The 13945-nt window shown below is 58.0% G+C and carries 20 protein-coding genes; 14 read left to right on the top strand and 6 right to left on the bottom strand.

What is annotated here, in order from left to right; genetic code table 11:
* The first annotated feature begins 86 nt into the window (after positions 1 to 86).
* From def (ACR0JB_RS14005) to speB, 6 genes are all read left to right on the top strand, one after another.
* Entirely contained in the window at positions 87 to 605 is a 519-nt protein-coding gene (gene def / locus ACR0JB_RS14005) for a peptide deformylase (protein ID WP_480790002.1), read from the top strand.
* On the top strand, positions 602 to 1096 hold the full coding sequence (gene def, locus ACR0JB_RS14010) for a peptide deformylase (RefSeq protein WP_170377499.1): 495 nt from the start codon (positions 602 to 604) through the stop codon (positions 1094 to 1096). Before def (ACR0JB_RS14005) ends, def (ACR0JB_RS14010) begins: the two co-directional genes overlap by 4 nt.
* A gap of 2 nt (positions 1097 to 1098) precedes the next feature.
* Positions 1099 to 2013: a methionyl-tRNA formyltransferase gene (gene fmt, locus ACR0JB_RS14015; protein WP_170507393.1), complete on the top strand. Its 915-nt coding sequence runs from the start codon at positions 1099 to 1101 to the stop codon at positions 2011 to 2013.
* Between the two features lie 5 nt (positions 2014 to 2018).
* Positions 2019 to 2255 carry a hypothetical protein gene (locus ACR0JB_RS14020; protein WP_170350357.1) on the top strand — a complete coding sequence of 79 codons (237 nt, stop codon included), beginning with the start codon at positions 2019 to 2021 and terminating at the stop codon, positions 2253 to 2255.
* Position 2256: 1 nt separating this feature from the next.
* Positions 2257 to 2493: a GlsB/YeaQ/YmgE family stress response membrane protein gene (locus ACR0JB_RS14025; protein WP_170398659.1), complete on the top strand. Its 237-nt coding sequence runs from the start codon at positions 2257 to 2259 to the stop codon at positions 2491 to 2493.
* 63 nt (positions 2494 to 2556) lie between these two features.
* Positions 2557 to 3378 carry an agmatinase gene (gene speB / locus ACR0JB_RS14030; protein ID WP_170398662.1) on the top strand — a complete coding sequence of 274 codons (822 nt, stop codon included), beginning with the start codon at positions 2557 to 2559 and terminating at the stop codon, positions 3376 to 3378.
* On the opposite strand, the gene ACR0JB_RS14035 is transcribed toward speB, so the two are convergent.
* The 6 genes from ACR0JB_RS14035 to ACR0JB_RS14060 form a co-directional block, all read right to left on the bottom strand.
* The gene (locus tag ACR0JB_RS14035; RefSeq protein WP_170398665.1) at positions 3375 to 3998 is read right to left on the bottom strand and encodes a trimeric intracellular cation channel family protein; all 624 of its coding nucleotides are present in this window, start codon (positions 3996 to 3998) and stop codon (positions 3375 to 3377) included. The genes speB and ACR0JB_RS14035 overlap by 4 nt on opposite strands.
* Entirely contained in the window at positions 3995 to 4462 is a 468-nt protein-coding gene (rnhA, locus tag ACR0JB_RS14040) for a ribonuclease HI (RefSeq protein WP_170360020.1), read from the bottom strand. Before rnhA ends, ACR0JB_RS14035 begins: the two co-directional genes overlap by 4 nt.
* Positions 4455 to 5039: a class I SAM-dependent DNA methyltransferase gene (locus ACR0JB_RS14045; protein WP_170398668.1), complete on the bottom strand. Its 585-nt coding sequence runs from the start codon at positions 5037 to 5039 to the stop codon at positions 4455 to 4457. Before ACR0JB_RS14045 ends, rnhA begins: the two co-directional genes overlap by 8 nt.
* A complete protein-coding gene (locus ACR0JB_RS14050) occupies positions 5036 to 5488 on the bottom strand; it encodes a DUF3429 domain-containing protein (protein WP_170350363.1) in 453 nt (150 codons plus the stop codon). Before ACR0JB_RS14050 ends, ACR0JB_RS14045 begins: the two co-directional genes overlap by 4 nt.
* A complete protein-coding gene (gene ispH / locus ACR0JB_RS14055) occupies positions 5485 to 6435 on the bottom strand; it encodes a 4-hydroxy-3-methylbut-2-enyl diphosphate reductase (protein WP_170350364.1) in 951 nt (316 codons plus the stop codon). The genes ACR0JB_RS14050 and ispH overlap by 4 nt, the downstream gene beginning before the upstream one ends.
* Before the next feature lie 192 nt (positions 6436 to 6627).
* Positions 6628 to 7203: a LabA-like NYN domain-containing protein gene (locus ACR0JB_RS14060; RefSeq protein ID WP_058283597.1), complete on the bottom strand. Its 576-nt coding sequence runs from the start codon at positions 7201 to 7203 to the stop codon at positions 6628 to 6630.
* A gap of 128 nt (positions 7204 to 7331) precedes the next feature.
* On the opposite strand from ACR0JB_RS14060, the gene folK reads away from it, so the two are divergent.
* The 8 genes from folK (at position 7332) to acpS (ending at position 13919) form a co-directional block, all read left to right on the top strand.
* Positions 7332 to 7913 (top strand): 2-amino-4-hydroxy-6-hydroxymethyldihydropteridine diphosphokinase, encoded by a 582-nt coding sequence (folK, locus tag ACR0JB_RS14065; RefSeq protein ID WP_480790009.1) that lies wholly within the window; start codon positions 7332 to 7334, stop codon positions 7911 to 7913.
* Positions 7914 to 8008: 95 nt separating this feature from the next.
* Positions 8009 to 8362 (top strand): DNA-directed RNA polymerase subunit omega, encoded by a 354-nt coding sequence (rpoZ, locus tag ACR0JB_RS14070; RefSeq protein WP_170350365.1) that lies wholly within the window; start codon positions 8009 to 8011, stop codon positions 8360 to 8362.
* 26 nt (positions 8363 to 8388) lie between these two features.
* A complete protein-coding gene (locus ACR0JB_RS14075) occupies positions 8389 to 10521 on the top strand; it encodes a RelA/SpoT family protein (protein WP_170360026.1) in 2133 nt (710 codons plus the stop codon).
* Between the two features lie 16 nt (positions 10522 to 10537).
* Positions 10538 to 11236, top strand: a complete 699-nt coding sequence (locus ACR0JB_RS14080; protein ID WP_170360028.1) for a DUF2062 domain-containing protein — start codon at positions 10538 to 10540, stop codon at positions 11234 to 11236.
* Positions 11229 to 11975 carry a pyridoxine 5'-phosphate synthase gene (locus ACR0JB_RS14085; protein WP_480790003.1) on the top strand — a complete coding sequence of 249 codons (747 nt, stop codon included), beginning with the start codon at positions 11229 to 11231 and terminating at the stop codon, positions 11973 to 11975. Before ACR0JB_RS14080 ends, ACR0JB_RS14085 begins: the two co-directional genes overlap by 8 nt.
* A gap of 39 nt (positions 11976 to 12014) precedes the next feature.
* Entirely contained in the window at positions 12015 to 12992 is a 978-nt protein-coding gene (locus tag ACR0JB_RS14090) for an NADPH:quinone reductase (RefSeq protein WP_170398677.1), read from the top strand.
* A 58-nt stretch (positions 12993 to 13050) separates the two neighbouring features.
* Positions 13051 to 13503 (top strand): hypothetical protein, encoded by a 453-nt coding sequence (locus ACR0JB_RS14095; protein WP_170398680.1) that lies wholly within the window; start codon positions 13051 to 13053, stop codon positions 13501 to 13503.
* Positions 13500 to 13919 carry a holo-ACP synthase gene (gene acpS, locus ACR0JB_RS14100; RefSeq protein ID WP_170350370.1) on the top strand — a complete coding sequence of 140 codons (420 nt, stop codon included), beginning with the start codon at positions 13500 to 13502 and terminating at the stop codon, positions 13917 to 13919. The genes ACR0JB_RS14095 and acpS overlap by 4 nt, the downstream gene beginning before the upstream one ends.
* The last annotated feature ends 26 nt before the right edge of the window (positions 13920 to 13945 follow it).

The raw sequence follows: 13945 nt of genomic DNA on the forward strand, positions 1-13945 counted from the left end.
CATCTGTCCGCAGGAAAGCTAGCTACAATTCCCGCAGGTGCAAGGGGGGCGTTGCGGCGGGGGGCGGGATGGCCTAAATCAACCCCATGAAGCGTAATATTTTGATCCATCCCGACCCCCGTCTGAAAAAGGTCTGCGCCCCTGTGACCGACCTGTCGGACGAACTGCGCAAACTAGCCGACGACATGCTTGAGACGATGTATGATGCGCCCGGCATCGGGCTGGCCGCACCGCAGATCGGCGTGCTGGACAGGCTGATCGTGATGGACTGCATCAAGGAAGAAGGCGAGACGCCACGCCCTCTGATCATGTTCAACCCTGAGGTCATCGCTTCGTCAGACGAGACTAACGTCTATGAAGAAGGGTGCCTGTCGATACCTGAGCAGTTCGCTGAGGTGACGCGCCCGAAAGTGGTGGACGTGACGTGGATGGATTGCGACGGGAACTTGCAGAAAGAGACGTTCGATGGGCTCTGGGCAACCTGTGTGCAGCACGAGATCGATCATCTGAACGGTAAGCTGTTCATTGATTATCTCAAGCCGCTGAAACGTCAGATGATCACTCGTAAGATGCAGAAACTCAAACGCGAACAGGCCCGCGCATGACCGTCCACAGCTGCCTGCCCTGGCCGGACAAACGTCTGCGGACCAAGGCCGAGGATGTGTCTGAAGTAACCGACGAAATTCGTGCTATCTGGGATGACATGATCGACACGATGGAGGCCATGCCTGGCGTTGGCCTTGCCGCCCCGCAGATCGGTGTGATGCTGCGCTTGGCGGTCGTTGACGGATCGACCGAGCGGGGCCGTGCAGTACGTCTGGCAAATCCCGAAATTCTGCACAGCTCTATCGAATTGCGAGAACACGAAGAGGCCAGTCCGAATCTGCCCGGCGTCTCGGCCAAGGTGAAACGCCCGCGTGCGGTGACGGTCCGGTTTCTGAACGAACAGGGTATGATCGACCGCCGCGACTTTGTCGGGATCGAGGCTACCAGCGTGCAGCATCAAATCGATCATCTGAACGGTCGGATGTATTTTGATCGTCTCAGCAAGGTCAAACGCGACATGCTGCTGCGCAAAGCCAAGAAACAGGGGTAGAAATGCGCGTCATTTTCATGGGCACGCCCGATTTTTCGGTCCCAGTTCTGGATGCGCTGGTTGAGGCCGGTCATGAGATCGCCGCAGTCTATAGCCAACCTCCGCGTCCGGCCGGGCGGGGCAAGAAAGACCGCCCGACGCCCGTACATGCCCGCGCCGAGGCGTTGGGCCTGACTGTCCGCCATCCGGTTTCACTAAAATCGCCTGAGGAACAGGATGCCTTTGCCGCACTGAACGCTGATGTGGCCGTAGTGGTGGCCTACGGGCTGTTGTTGCCTCAACCCATTTTGGATGCCCCGGCGCAAGGCTGCCTGAATATTCACGCCAGCCTGTTGCCACGCTGGCGCGGGGCGGCTCCGATCCATCGGGCGATCATGTCAGGCGATGCGGAAACCGGCATCTGTATCATGCAGATGGAGGCCGGTTTGGACACCGGCCCCGTCCTGTTGCGGCAGGCCACTGATATCGGGCCGCAGGAAACCACGGCGCAACTGCATGATCGTCTAGCACCGATGGGGGCTGATCTGATCGTAAAGGCTCTGGCCCGTCTGCCCGAACTGACGCCCGAGCCTCAGCCCGAGGATGGCGTGACTTATGCTTCGAAGATCGACAAGGCTGAGGCGCGGGTCGACTGGACCCGCCCGGCGGTCGAGGTGGATCGCCAGATACGCGGCCTGTCACCATTTCCTGGTGCGTGGACTCTGATCGGAGGGGATCGGGTCAAGCTGCTGGCCTCGAAATTGGCCGAGGGACAGGGCGCGCCCGGAGAGGTTCTGAACGACGCGCTGCGCGTGGCCTGCGGTGATGGGGCGATTGACCTGTTGCGCTTGCAGCGAGCAGGAAAAGGGGCACAGGATACGGAAACCTTTTTGCGGGGCTGGTCAATCGTGGCCGGAACCCGCCTGAACGCGGAGTAAGACAGATGTTCATGGTCTTGATGGGCACCGTCGTGATTGCCGGTATCGTGGGCTATCTGGCCGAGAAGACCGGGTTTACCCATAACGGATACCTGCCCTCGATCATCATTTGCGTGGGCGGGGCGTTTCTGTTCTATTTTGTCCGCATCATGTTCGGTATCAGTTTTGGCTCGCCCGGTCTGAACGCAGTTCTGTCGTCCATTGGTGCGCTGATTATCGTGCCAACGCATTGGAGGAAGTAACGTGCCCGTCATTGCCCTGATCGTCATCGGTGCTGCTGCCGGATTTCTGGCCACCCGGTTGATGCGGATTGAGGCAAACATACCAACGACCATGCTGATCGGAATCATGGGTGCGCTGGTGGGTGGTTTCCTATTGCGCTTTTTTATTACAGTGGCAGGTTGGCTGTCGGGCTTTGTGGGCGCGGTACTGGGCGCATTGTTGGTGATCTGGATTTGGCAGACCTATCTACGCCGCTAACCTCTTGACGTTTGGGCAGGATGCCAGCCAGATCGCCGGAATATCCAACCTGAAAGGTGCCTCATGCCACATAACCTGAATTCCGGTGACGTCGCTCTGATGGGAGTGCCGCTGGATTTGCATTCGTCTTTTCTGCAAGGACCTGCCTTTGCACCGGGTCGTATCCGCGAAGCGCTGCATTCCGGGGCCGCCAATCTGACAGCCGAGGATGGAACCGATCTGGGCGCGACGGACCGCTTCAAGGATACCGGCGACCTGGAGGTGTTCGAGATGATCGGGCAGGAACCCATCGACCGGATCGAAAAGGGCGCTGCCGCCCGCATCGCAACCGGTGCGCGGCTGTTGTCACTGGGCGGGGACCACTCGGTCGCTTATCCGCTGATCAAGGCGCATTCTGAGCGGTATGAGGGGCTGAACATCCTGCATATCGACTCGCATCCTGACTTGTATGACAGCCAGCAGATCGGCCCTTTGGGCCACGGTTGCCCGTTCGCGCGGGTGATGGAAACCTGTCAGATCAATCGTCTTGTGCAGGTGGGCATCCGCACCATGAACAAACACCAGCAGGAACAGGCCGACAAGTTCGGGGTCGAGGTCATCGACATGCGCAACTGGCGCCCTGATTTGGATATCCGTTTTGACGGCCCGGTCTATTTGTCGCTGGATCTGGACGCGCTGGACCCGGCTTTTGCGCCCGGTGTGTCGCATCATGAACCCGGCGGGTTGAGTACGCGTGAGGTGATCAATCTGATCCACCGGTTCGAAGGTCAGCTTGTCGGTGCGGATATCGTCGAGTTGAACCCCCATCGCGATCCCTACGGAATGACCGCAATGGTGGCGGCGAAATTCGTCAAGGAAATTGGCGCGCGGTTGTTGTCGCGTTAATGGCGGGGCGGGCGGCTTTTGTAAGCGGGCAGTCTCCAGCCGAACAGCAATGACCCCGCCCGCAAGGCCCAGCAGATCAGCGCGCAGGTTGCCAGCGTCACAAGCTCGTCGATCCCAAGACGGTGTGCGATCACGGCGGTCACAGCACCCGCGAAAGCGCACGAGACGTAGAGTTCCCCCTGTTTCAAAACCAGCGGTACCTCGTTGCAAACCACATCGCGCATCAGCCCGCCCAAGCATCCGGTGCAGACACCCATCAGAACCACAATGGTGCCGGACTGCCCCAACGACAGCGCCGCACCTGTTCCAGCCGCGACCGCAATAGACAGGGCAAAACTGTCCAGCCAGATCAGCCAGTTATAACGGCTTTCAACGAGGTGAGCGGTGAAAAACACCAGCACCGCTGCGGCTACGGCGATCAGGATATAGTCGGGCTGCCCAATCCAGAATACCGGATGCCGGTTCAAAAGAACGTCGCGCACAGTGCCACCGCCTACTGCCGTCAGGCAGGCGATGAAGGCAAAGCCCACCAAATCCAGCTGCGCTCGGCTGGCCACCAAGGCACCGGTCAGGGCAAAGACAAGAACCGAGGCATAGTCCAGCAGGGCCAGACCGTTCACGATTTGGCCTTTTGGGGCTTGAATGGTGCCATGCCGGCGCGGGCTAGCTCATCGGCTTTTTCATTTTCGGGATGGCCCGCGTGACCCTTGACCCATTCCCAGGTCACATCATGCCGGGTCTGGGCCTCATCCAACCGCTGCCACAGATCGACATTCTTGACCGGTTTTTTGTTCGAGGTCTTCCAGCCGTTCCGCTTCCATCCGAAAATCCACCCCGTCACGCCATTCTTTACATAGGCACTGTCGGTTATGACGGTGATTTTCGAGGCGCGTTCCAGCGCCTCTAGCGCATTGATCGCGGCTAGCAGTTCCATGCGGTTGTTGGTGGTCTCGGCCTCTCCGCCCTTCAACTCGCGCTCTTTCAAGACTTTGTCGCCATCCATTGCGCGCAGTAACACGCCCCAGCCACCGGGTCCGGGATTGCCGGAACAGGCTCCGTCGGTATAGGCAAACAGTTCAGGCATGGGCTAGCACCAGAATGAACCCGTCATAAGACCCGGCCAGACCCGTTCCCATACCGGTGGTGATCCGGTCGATGGTGAACCCGGTTTTTTCCAGCGCAGCCTCGATCTCGGTCTGAGAGAAATAGGTGTAGTAGCGATCCAGATCGTCGCGGTGTTCGCCCGTGCCCAGCTTCAGGCCGAGAAAAAAGATGCCCTCGGACTTCAGTGCCCGGTGAATGGCCGCCAGGTGGCGCGAGAAATCTGCGCGGGGGGCGTGCAGCAGGGAAAAGCTGGCATAGATGCCGTCATAGGCGTCCACCTCGGTCACATCGTCAAACGTGCCCAGATGCGCGTCGACACCATTTTCCCGCGCGTGTTCGACGAAGGCAGGGGTTGCGTCCAGTGCGCGGACGGTCAGACCCTCGCGCATGAAAAAGGCGCTGTCTGATCCCGGGCCCGAACCCAGATCCAGAATGTGGCCACTGCCAATGGCCTCGGTAAAGGCCAGGCGGGCCTCGATCTGTTCCGGGGGCAGGGGGACTTGCAGGTACTCCGCCACCCGTGTCGTATAGGCGTTGATCGTTTTATCGTCGGTCACAGGTATACTCCTACGGCGAGGCAGACCAACACGACGGCGGTCAACATGACTCGCAACCGCAGCCACCAGGTTGGGGTCAGCCGCCAATAGGCAAAGATGGCATCCAATACCAACAACCCGGCAAAACCGTACATCAGATTGGTGCCGGTGCTGACAGGACCGCCCCCGGTTTTAAAGAACGCCCATAGCGCGGGTAGAACCGACAGGGCATAACATGTCGCCGCCTTGCCGCCCGAGGTTTTGGTGGCGAATCCCCACAAAACGCCGGACATAAAGCTCAGGATCACCGAGCCATAGAACAGCTGTACATAGGGCCCGACGAAACGCGAGCCAAACATCTGCGTACCCCAACTATGCAGATCATCGTTCAGATAAGTCAGCGCGCCCCAGATAAACGGGATCAGCCCCGCCAGTCCAAGAAAAAGCGGGGCCGTTGGTATGCCCCTCATGCAGGTTCTCTGAGCACGCGGGGCACTTTGAACTCGACGTTTTCCGTGGCGGTTTCGACCAGCTCGACAGTCACGTCATAGTGGGCGCGGAAGGCGTCGATCACTTCGTTGACCAGCACTTCGGGAGCCGACGCCCCGGCGGTGATCGCAACCGACGAGATACCTTCGAGCGCGCGCCAGTCGATCTCGGTCGCGCGTTGCACCAGCTGCGCGTAATTGCAGCCCGCGCGCGAGGCGACCTCAACCAGGCGGCGCGAATTCGAGGAATTCGGCGCGCCGACAACCAGCAAGGCATCCGATTTCGGGGCTACGGCCTTGACGGCCTCTTGCCGGTTGGTGGTGGCGTAGCAGATGTCTTCCTTGTGCGGTCCAACGATGGCCGGAAACCGTTGTTCTAGCGCGGCGATGATGTCCTTGGTGTCATCCACCGACAGGGTGGTCTGGGTGACAAAAGCCAGTTTGCCCGGATCGCGCACCTGTACGGTGGCCACATCCTCGACGGTTTCTACCAGCAGAACCTCACCCTCGGGCAGCTGACCCATGGTGCCGACGGTTTCGGGATGACCTTTGTGACCGATCATGATCATTTGCAACCCGGACTCGGCGTGGCGCTGGGCCTCGACATGGACCTTGGACACCAGCGGGCAGGTTGCGTCGACATAGATCATCTCGCGCTGTGCCGCGGTCGCGGGGACGGATTTTGGCACACCGTGGGCTGAGAAGATCACCGGACGGTCGTCGGGGCATTCGTCCAGTTCTTCGACGAACACGGCACCCTGCGCGCGCAATCCGTCGACGACGAATTTGTTATGCACGATCTCGTGGCGCACATAGACCGGCGCGCCCCATTTCTGCAGCGCCATCTCGACGATCTTGATGGCGCGGTCGACGCCGGCGCAGAATCCGCGCGGGGCAGCAAGGTAAAGAGTCAGGGGTGGCTTAGTCATGTCACGGTCTCCTTAGGCCACAGGTAAGTCTTTTCCCGGCCTTGGTCCAGACAGGAGCTTGTCATTTCCCTGACATGAATCGGTGCTAGCCAATAGATGTTTCAGCACCTGTTCATTGTTAAAAATGGCGCGGTCAGGATTGAGACTCTGACCGCGCCGATTACTTTCCCCGGTTTGATAGGTGGCCGGGGTTTATTGCCCGCCCGCAGCCGCAACGCTGCGCGGCTCCATCGGCATTTCCCGCGGAGGCCGCCCGATCACATCGCGCAAGTCTTCCAGTTCGATGAAATTGTCGGCCTGGCGACGCAGCTCGTCCGAAATCATCGGCGGCTGGCTGCGGATGGTTGAAACAACCGAAACACGCACGCCCTGGCGCTGAAGGCTGGCAATCAGCGGGCGGAAATCCCCATCGCCCGAAAACAGCACGATATGATCAACGCGAGGTGCAAGTTCCATGGCATCAACGGTCAATTCGATGTCCATGTTCCCTTTGACTTTCCGACGCCCCATGCTGTCGGTGTATTCTTTTGCCGGTTTGGTCACCATCGTGAAGCCGTTATAATGCAGCCAGTCAACCAAGGGACGGATCGGCGAATACTCGTCATTTTCCAATAGCGCTGTGTAGTAGAAAGCACGAAGCATCTTGCCGCGGCGCATGAACTCCTGGCGCAGCAATTTATAGTCGATGTCAAACCCCAGTGCTTTTGCGGCCGCATAAAGATTCGAGCCGTCGATGAACAGCGCTAGCCGTTCGTCTTTATAAAACATAAATAGATCCTTCCGGTACTAACCAGAACGCCGGATGATTAGGTGAGTGAGCTAGAAAATAGGCGGCGCGCTGATATGCCTATAATTAGGGCTTTTATCATGTATCGCAACCATGCAATTCACCGAATATAGCGAGTAGTAGGAGCAAATCTTTGTCAGAATCAGTGATTGCACTGGGTGCGAATCTCAATTTGAGATCATCTGGGCCCAAGGTGACACTTGAAAGGGCTATTGACGCGATTTTGCGTCAGGGGGTGGTGATTCGCGCCGTCAGCCGCTTTTTCGAGACCCCTTGTTTCCCTGCCGGAGCTGGGCCGGATTACGTCAATGCCGCTGCATTGATCGAGACTGAAAAGACCCCGGCCGAGGTTCTGCAATTACTGCATGAGATCGAACACGAATTTGGCCGCGAGCGGGTGCAACGGTGGGGCATGCGGACATTGGATCTGGATCTGGTCTCTTATGACGATCTTATACTGCCGGATCGTGCTGAATACGACCATTGGCTTAACCTGCCGCCCGAGGCGCAGAAACAGCAGGCGCCCGAGCAATTGATCTTGCCACATCCGCGCCTGCAGGACCGGGCATTCGTGTTGGTTCCGTTGGCGGATGTAGCCCCTGATTGGCGGCACCCGGTGCTTGGTCGGACCGTCACCGAGATGGTCGCAAGTCTGCCTACCGAGGATGTCGAGGCTGTAACCCCTCTGTGAATGGTGCAATTGACGCCATTTCCTGCTTGTCAAGGCGGGGATTCGCCCTTAGATAAACGTCTTCCTGACATGGATTCAGTAACGGAGAGCGCCCCATGGCCCGCGTGACGGTTGAAGATTGCGTAGACAAGGTTCCAAACCGGTTTGAACTGGTGATGCTTGCCGCCCATCGTGCGCGCGAGATTTCCGCCGGTGCATCGATCACCGTCGACCGTGACAACGACAAGAACCCTGTTGTGTCGCTGCGCGAGATCGCGGACGAAACCCAAGGTGCCGACGAGCTGCGCGAGCGTCTGATCGAAGCCAACCAGACCCAGATCGAGGTGGATGAGCCAGAAGAAGATCAGATGGCTCTGCTGATGGGTGCGGAATCGGACAAACCAGTCGAAGATGATATGTCGGAAGAGAAGCTGCTGCGCGCTCTGATGGAGGCTCAAGGCCAGGGGTAACCCCCAAACACGAAGGTGCGGACCGGATGATTTCTGCTGAAGACCTGATTGCGCTGGTCCGCAACTATAATCCCAAAACCAATGCCGACCGCATCGCCCGGGCTTATGAGTTCGGGATGCAGATGCATGACGGTCAGTTCCGCCATTCCGGCGAACCCTATTTCACCCATCCCGTTGCCGTTGCCGCCATCCTGACCGAACAGCGTCTGGACGATGCGACAATTATCACAGCGCTGCTGCACGACACGATCGAGGATACCAAGGCCAGCTATGGCAAAGTGTCCGAGTTGTTTGGGGATGAGGTCGCCAAGCTGGTCGATGGCGTCACCAAGCTGACCAATCTGCAGCTGTCCAGTCGTGAGACCAAACAGGCCGAGAATTTCCGCAAACTGTTCATGGCCATGTCCAAGGACCTGCGGGTTATTCTGGTCAAGCTTGCCGACCGTTTGCACAACATGCGCACCATCAAAGCGATGCGTCCGGAAAAGCAGGTGGTCAAGGCGCGCGAGACGATGGATATCTACGCGCCACTTGCGGGACGGATGGGTATGCAGTGGATGCGCGAGGAACTGGAAGACCTCGCCTTCCGAGTGCTGAACCCCGAAGGCCGCCAATCTATCATCCGCCGCTTTATTACTCTGCAACGGGAAACTGGCGATGTGATCCACCGCATCACCGGCGATATGCGGCACGAGCTTGAAAAGGCCGGGATCGAGGCAGAAGTGTTTGGCCGTGCCAAAAAACCTTACTCGATCTGGCGCAAGATGCAGGAAAAGGATCAGGGGTTTTCACGCCTGTCCGACATCTATGGCTTCCGCATCATCACCCAGACCGAAGAAGACTGTTACCGTACCCTTGGCGCTATCCACCAGCGCTGGCGCGCGGTGCCGGGAAGGTTCAAGGATTACATCAGCCAGCCGAAATCGAACGGATATCGCTCGATTCACACGACGGTGTCAGGGCGTGATGGCAAACGGGTCGAGGTTCAGATTCGCACCCGTCAGATGCATGACGTGGCCGAAACCGGTGTTGCGGCGCACTGGTCTTATCGCGATGGTGTGCGGTCGGAAAACCCGTTTGCAGTCGATCCTGCCAAGTGGATTGCCAATCTGACCGAACAGTTCGACAGCGAGGATGATCACGAAGATTTCCTCGAAGCCGTCAAGCTTGAGATGTATTCGGACCAGGTGTTCTGCTTCACGCCCAAGGGTGATGTGGTGAAACTGCCGCGCGGCGCGACGCCGATTGATTTTGCTTATGCCATCCACACAAGGATCGGCCATGCGTGCGTCGGGGCCAAGGTGGACGGTATCCGTGTGCCGCTGTGGACCCGGATCAAGAACGGGCAATCGGTGGACGTGATTACTGCGGATGGGCAAACCCCACAGGTCACATGGCTTGAAATCGCAGTTACCGGCAAGGCCCGCACGGCCATCCGTCGCGCCCTGCGCGAGGTGGATCGTGAACGGTTCATCAAACTGGGCAAAGAACTCGCACGTTCAGGGTTTGATCATGTCGGGCGCAAGGCCACCGACAAGGCGCTGGACACCGCAGCCAAGCACCTGCGTCTGAAAGACCGGCACGAGCTGCTGGCCCGCCTCGGCAGTGCTGAGCTTACGGCACATGATGTGGTCAGCGCCGTTTACCCGGAGCTGACCCAAGACGATGGCGACGCCATTTCCCCTCGTCGTGCTGTGATTGGTCTGGAGCCTGGGCAGAAATTCGACCGCGCGCCCTGTTGCCAGCCGTTGCCGGGCGAACGCATCGTCGGCATCACTTTTCGCGGAAAGGGCGTGGTGGTTCATGCCATCGATTGCGACCGCTTGTCCGACTATGAAAGCGAACCGGATCGATGGGTCGACTTGCACTGGCATTCGGGCACACACCCGGCAGTTTATGGGGTGACGCTGGACCTGACCATCGGCAATGACGCTGGGGTGTTGGGGCGTATCTGTACGTTGATCGGTGAGAAAAAGGCCAATATCTCGAACCTGGAATTCGTTGACCGCAAACCGGATTTTTATCGTCTTTTGATCTCTGTCGAACTGCGTGACCTTGAACAGTTGCATTCGCTGATGTTGATGCTTGAGGCTGAAAGCGACGTTGCCGCGGTCGAGCGGCATCGGAATCGGGAAAAAACCGCAGTTGCGGCAGGCTGAGAAGGGGTGATCAGGAGTGGTTTTCAAGCGCCGAGACCGACGCTCGCCCATTCAGATCGCTTCGGAATTCATCTATCCGCGCGGCGGCTGGACCCGTGCCTTTCATTACGTCAAACACCGCATCCGGCGGCTGCCCGATTCACCTGAGCGTATCGCGCGTGGTGTCGGAGTGGGCGTGTTCACGGCGTTCACGCCGTTTTATGGGTTCCACTTCTTTATCGCGGCCCTGCTTAGCCGGATTTTCAATGGCAATTTGCTGGCATCGCTCAGCGGTACCTTCTTTGGCAACCCTCTGACTTATGTGCCCATCGGGGTCGTCTGCCTGCAAACAGGCCATTTCCTTTTGGGTGACGACTTTGAAGAGGAAGAAACCCACGGCCTGATGGATAGCTTCTTCAAGGCGTTGAGTGACCTGAAGAACAACTTCATGGCGATGTTCACGGGCCGCGATGCCGATTGGCGCGGGCTAAGTGTGTTTTATGATGAGGTGTTCTTTCCTTATCTGATCGGCGGCATCTTTCCTGGGCTGATTGCCGGGTATATCTGCTATTATCTCAGCCTGCCGGTGGTACGCACCTATCAGCAGCGCCGCCGCGCCCGGATCAAGGCGAAATTCGATGAAATCAAACGTTTGGCCGAAACCAAGGCTGCCGTTCCGGTGGCAAACCCTCTAGGCTCGGGCCGGAATTCGGGAAAGGAATCAAGCGATGTCTGACAAACACCTGCGTCTGGGCGTGAATATCGACCACGTGGCCACCGTGCGTAATGCACGTGGCGGGGCTTATCCTGACCCTTTGCGCGCGGCCAAGCTGGCTGAGGAGGCCGGTGCCGACGGCATCACTGCTCACCTACGCGAAGATCGCCGCCATATCTCGGACGCTGATATCGATGGGTTGATGGAGGTTCTGTCGGTGCCGTTGAATTTTGAAATGGCCGCCACGCACGAAATGCAGCAGATCGCCCTGCGCCACAAACCGCACGCGGTTTGCATCGTTCCCGAAAAACGCGAAGAGCGGACCACCGAAGGCGGGCTTGAGGTTGCGCGCGAGGAAAACAAGCTGGCCCATTACATCGCCCCTTTGCGCAAGGCGGGGTGTCGCGTGTCGATCTTTATTGCAGCCGACCAGCGCCAGATCGAAGCTGCCCACCGCATCGGCGCAGAAGTGATCGAACTGCACACCGGCGCCTATTGCGATGCCCACGCCGAGGGCCGCATGGACGAGGCCACGCGCGAAATGGAATCACTGCGCGAGATGTCCGCCTATGCCCACTCGCTGGGACTGGAGGTTCACGCGGGCCACGGCCTGACCTACGACACGGTGCAACCCATCGCCGCGTTCCCCGAGGTGCGCGAGTTGAACATCGGTCACTTTCTGATCGGTGAATCGATCTTCCGCGGCCTCCCCCCTGCCATTGCCGAGATGCGTCGGCTGATGGATGAAGCGCGGGGCTGACCGCTTCATATCACCATTGTCGGAAGATGGGGTAATGCAATGAAAGCAATTTCATATCGTAACTTTGGTCCAGCAGAGGACGTGCTTGAACTGATTGATATGCCCGATCCGGTGGCTGGGCTGGGTGAAGTTGTGGTTCAGATCAAAGCCACCGGAATCAATCCATCAGATGTTAAGTTGCGGGGTGGCGCGCGGCCAGGCGCTGTCATGCAGCACCCGCTTGTCATTCCACATTCGGATGGTGCCGGAGTAATTGTGTCCGTTGGCTCAGGTGTCGATCCGTCCCGGGTTGGTGAAAGGGTCTGGATCTGGAATGGCCAGTGGCAACGCGCGTTCGGAACCGCTGCTGAGTATATCGCTTTACCGTCAGAGCAGGCCGTTACTCTTCCTGACACTACCAGTTTCGCCGAAGGTGCGTGTTTTGGGATTCCGGCAATGACCGCATGGTATGCCTTGTATGCTGACGGGCCGATCGCTGACAAAACTATCCTGGTGACCGGCGGGGCGGGGACTGTGGGGCGTTACGCCTGCCAAATGGCCGCTCTTGGCGGGGCTCGGGTTATCACCACGGTCAGTTCGCAGGAAAAAGCAACGCACTCTGGTGCAAAGGAATTTGTGAATTACCGCACCCAAAACGTGGCTGAGACTGTATTGGATATGACAGACGGCGCGGGCGTTGATCGTATTGTCGAAGTGGACTTTGCGGCAAATCAGGATGCGTCTCTGGCACTAATCCGGCCGGGTGGTACCATCGCAAGTTATTCTTCCGTGTCGCAAATGCGACCAGAGCTCGATTTCTACGGTTTCATGTTCAAGAACATCCGCTTGCATATGTTGATTGTTTATCAACTGGATGCTGTTGCACGGCGCAGGGGGGAGGCGCAGCTAACGGAATGGCTGGAGCAAAAAGTGTTGAGCCACGCGGTGGTTCCAGCGGGCGACCTCACGAATGCCGCTGCTGCCCATGCAAAGGTCGAGACCGGGCAAAAGCTGGGTACTGTGGTGTTGGAGGTGTGATGTTTCCGGAAGAAAACGCTGAGTCTTTTCCGCCAAAGCTACAGGAGCGTTGGTAGCTGTGACGTTGCGGTTTGATTCAAACCAAAAGGTCGGGCTGGATCGGTTAGGCTATTTAGCCTTCTTTTTCTCGACCTTAGTCACCCTTGGATTGATACAAAGATGGTTAGACTTCGAATGGCCCTTCCAAACACTGCCGCTGTCCATTGCAATGGTTTTTTCTGCGTCACTGTACGGCATGGCAAAAGGTATTAGAGGTAAATCCTTGGGCCCTACCTTTAAGAGTTGGATCATCGCAAGGCAGATGGTGCTGACTGTGATGTTTTTCTTCCTCGTGATCCTCTCAATTTTCTATCTGCTCGGAGAGGTTCCCAGGTTATTTGTGAATGTCTCGCGGATCATAGAACTCACGCTTTGTATGCTGATTTCGTTTGTTTTTTGTCGGTACGCCTTCATTTTGGGAGTGAACAAGGGATACTCGGCTTTTCTAAAGAAGGAAAACCACAAACTATGATCCTTGGCATTGGCACAGACCTCGCAAATATCGAACGCATTCAGGGTACGCTCGACCGGTTTGGCGACCGGTTCCGCAATCGTGTTTTCACCGATACTGAACAGACCAAGGCCGAGCGCCGCGCCGATACGGCCGGGACCTATGCCAAACGCTGGGCCGCGAAAGAGGCATGTTCCAAGGCGCTGGGCACTGGCCTGCGCATGGGTATCGCGTGGAAGGATATGGCGGTCACTAACCTGCGTACAGGCCAACCTGTCATGCATGTTACCGGTTGGGCCGCCGAACGTCTGAAAGAGATGACGCCCGAGGGCCATGAAGCCATCATCCATGTCACTCTGACAGACGACCACCCTTGGGCACAGGCCTTCGTGGTGATCGAGGCCCGACCACTTCAAGATAACGCCACGCAGCCTTGACTTGCCCCCGTCGGCCCCGCATGTAG

The organism is Ruegeria sp. BI7, assembly GCF_056537925.1.

Excerpts from the sequence above, each read along its gene's own strand:
- ACR0JB_RS14075 (WP_170360026.1), top strand. The coding sequence starts at position 8,389 with ATGATTTCTGCTGAAGACCTGATTGCGCTGGTCCGCAACTATAATCCC.
- ACR0JB_RS14090 (WP_170398677.1), top strand. The coding sequence starts at position 12,015 with ATGAAAGCAATTTCATATCGTAACTTTGGTCCAGCAGAGGACGTGCTT.
- def (WP_480790002.1), top strand. The coding sequence starts at position 87 with ATGAAGCGTAATATTTTGATCCATCCCGACCCCCGTCTGAAAAAGGTC.
- def (WP_170377499.1), top strand. The coding sequence starts at position 602 with ATGACCGTCCACAGCTGCCTGCCCTGGCCGGACAAACGTCTGCGGACC.
- ACR0JB_RS14085 (WP_480790003.1), top strand. The coding sequence starts at position 11,229 with ATGTCTGACAAACACCTGCGTCTGGGCGTGAATATCGACCACGTGGCC.
- acpS (WP_170350370.1), top strand. The coding sequence starts at position 13,500 with ATGATCCTTGGCATTGGCACAGACCTCGCAAATATCGAACGCATTCAG.
- rnhA (WP_170360020.1), bottom strand. The coding sequence starts at position 4,462 with ATGCCTGAACTGTTTGCCTATACCGACGGAGCCTGTTCCGGCAATCCC.
- ACR0JB_RS14050 (WP_170350363.1), bottom strand. The coding sequence starts at position 5,488 with ATGAGGGGCATACCAACGGCCCCGCTTTTTCTTGGACTGGCGGGGCTG.
- rpoZ (WP_170350365.1), top strand. The coding sequence starts at position 8,009 with ATGGCCCGCGTGACGGTTGAAGATTGCGTAGACAAGGTTCCAAACCGG.
- ispH (WP_170350364.1), bottom strand. The coding sequence starts at position 6,435 with ATGACTAAGCCACCCCTGACTCTTTACCTTGCTGCCCCGCGCGGATTC.
- ACR0JB_RS14060 (WP_058283597.1), bottom strand. The coding sequence starts at position 7,203 with ATGTTTTATAAAGACGAACGGCTAGCGCTGTTCATCGACGGCTCGAAT.
- ACR0JB_RS14020 (WP_170350357.1), top strand. The coding sequence starts at position 2,019 with ATGTTCATGGTCTTGATGGGCACCGTCGTGATTGCCGGTATCGTGGGC.
- speB (WP_170398662.1), top strand. The coding sequence starts at position 2,557 with ATGCCACATAACCTGAATTCCGGTGACGTCGCTCTGATGGGAGTGCCG.
- fmt (WP_170507393.1), top strand. The coding sequence starts at position 1,099 with ATGCGCGTCATTTTCATGGGCACGCCCGATTTTTCGGTCCCAGTTCTG.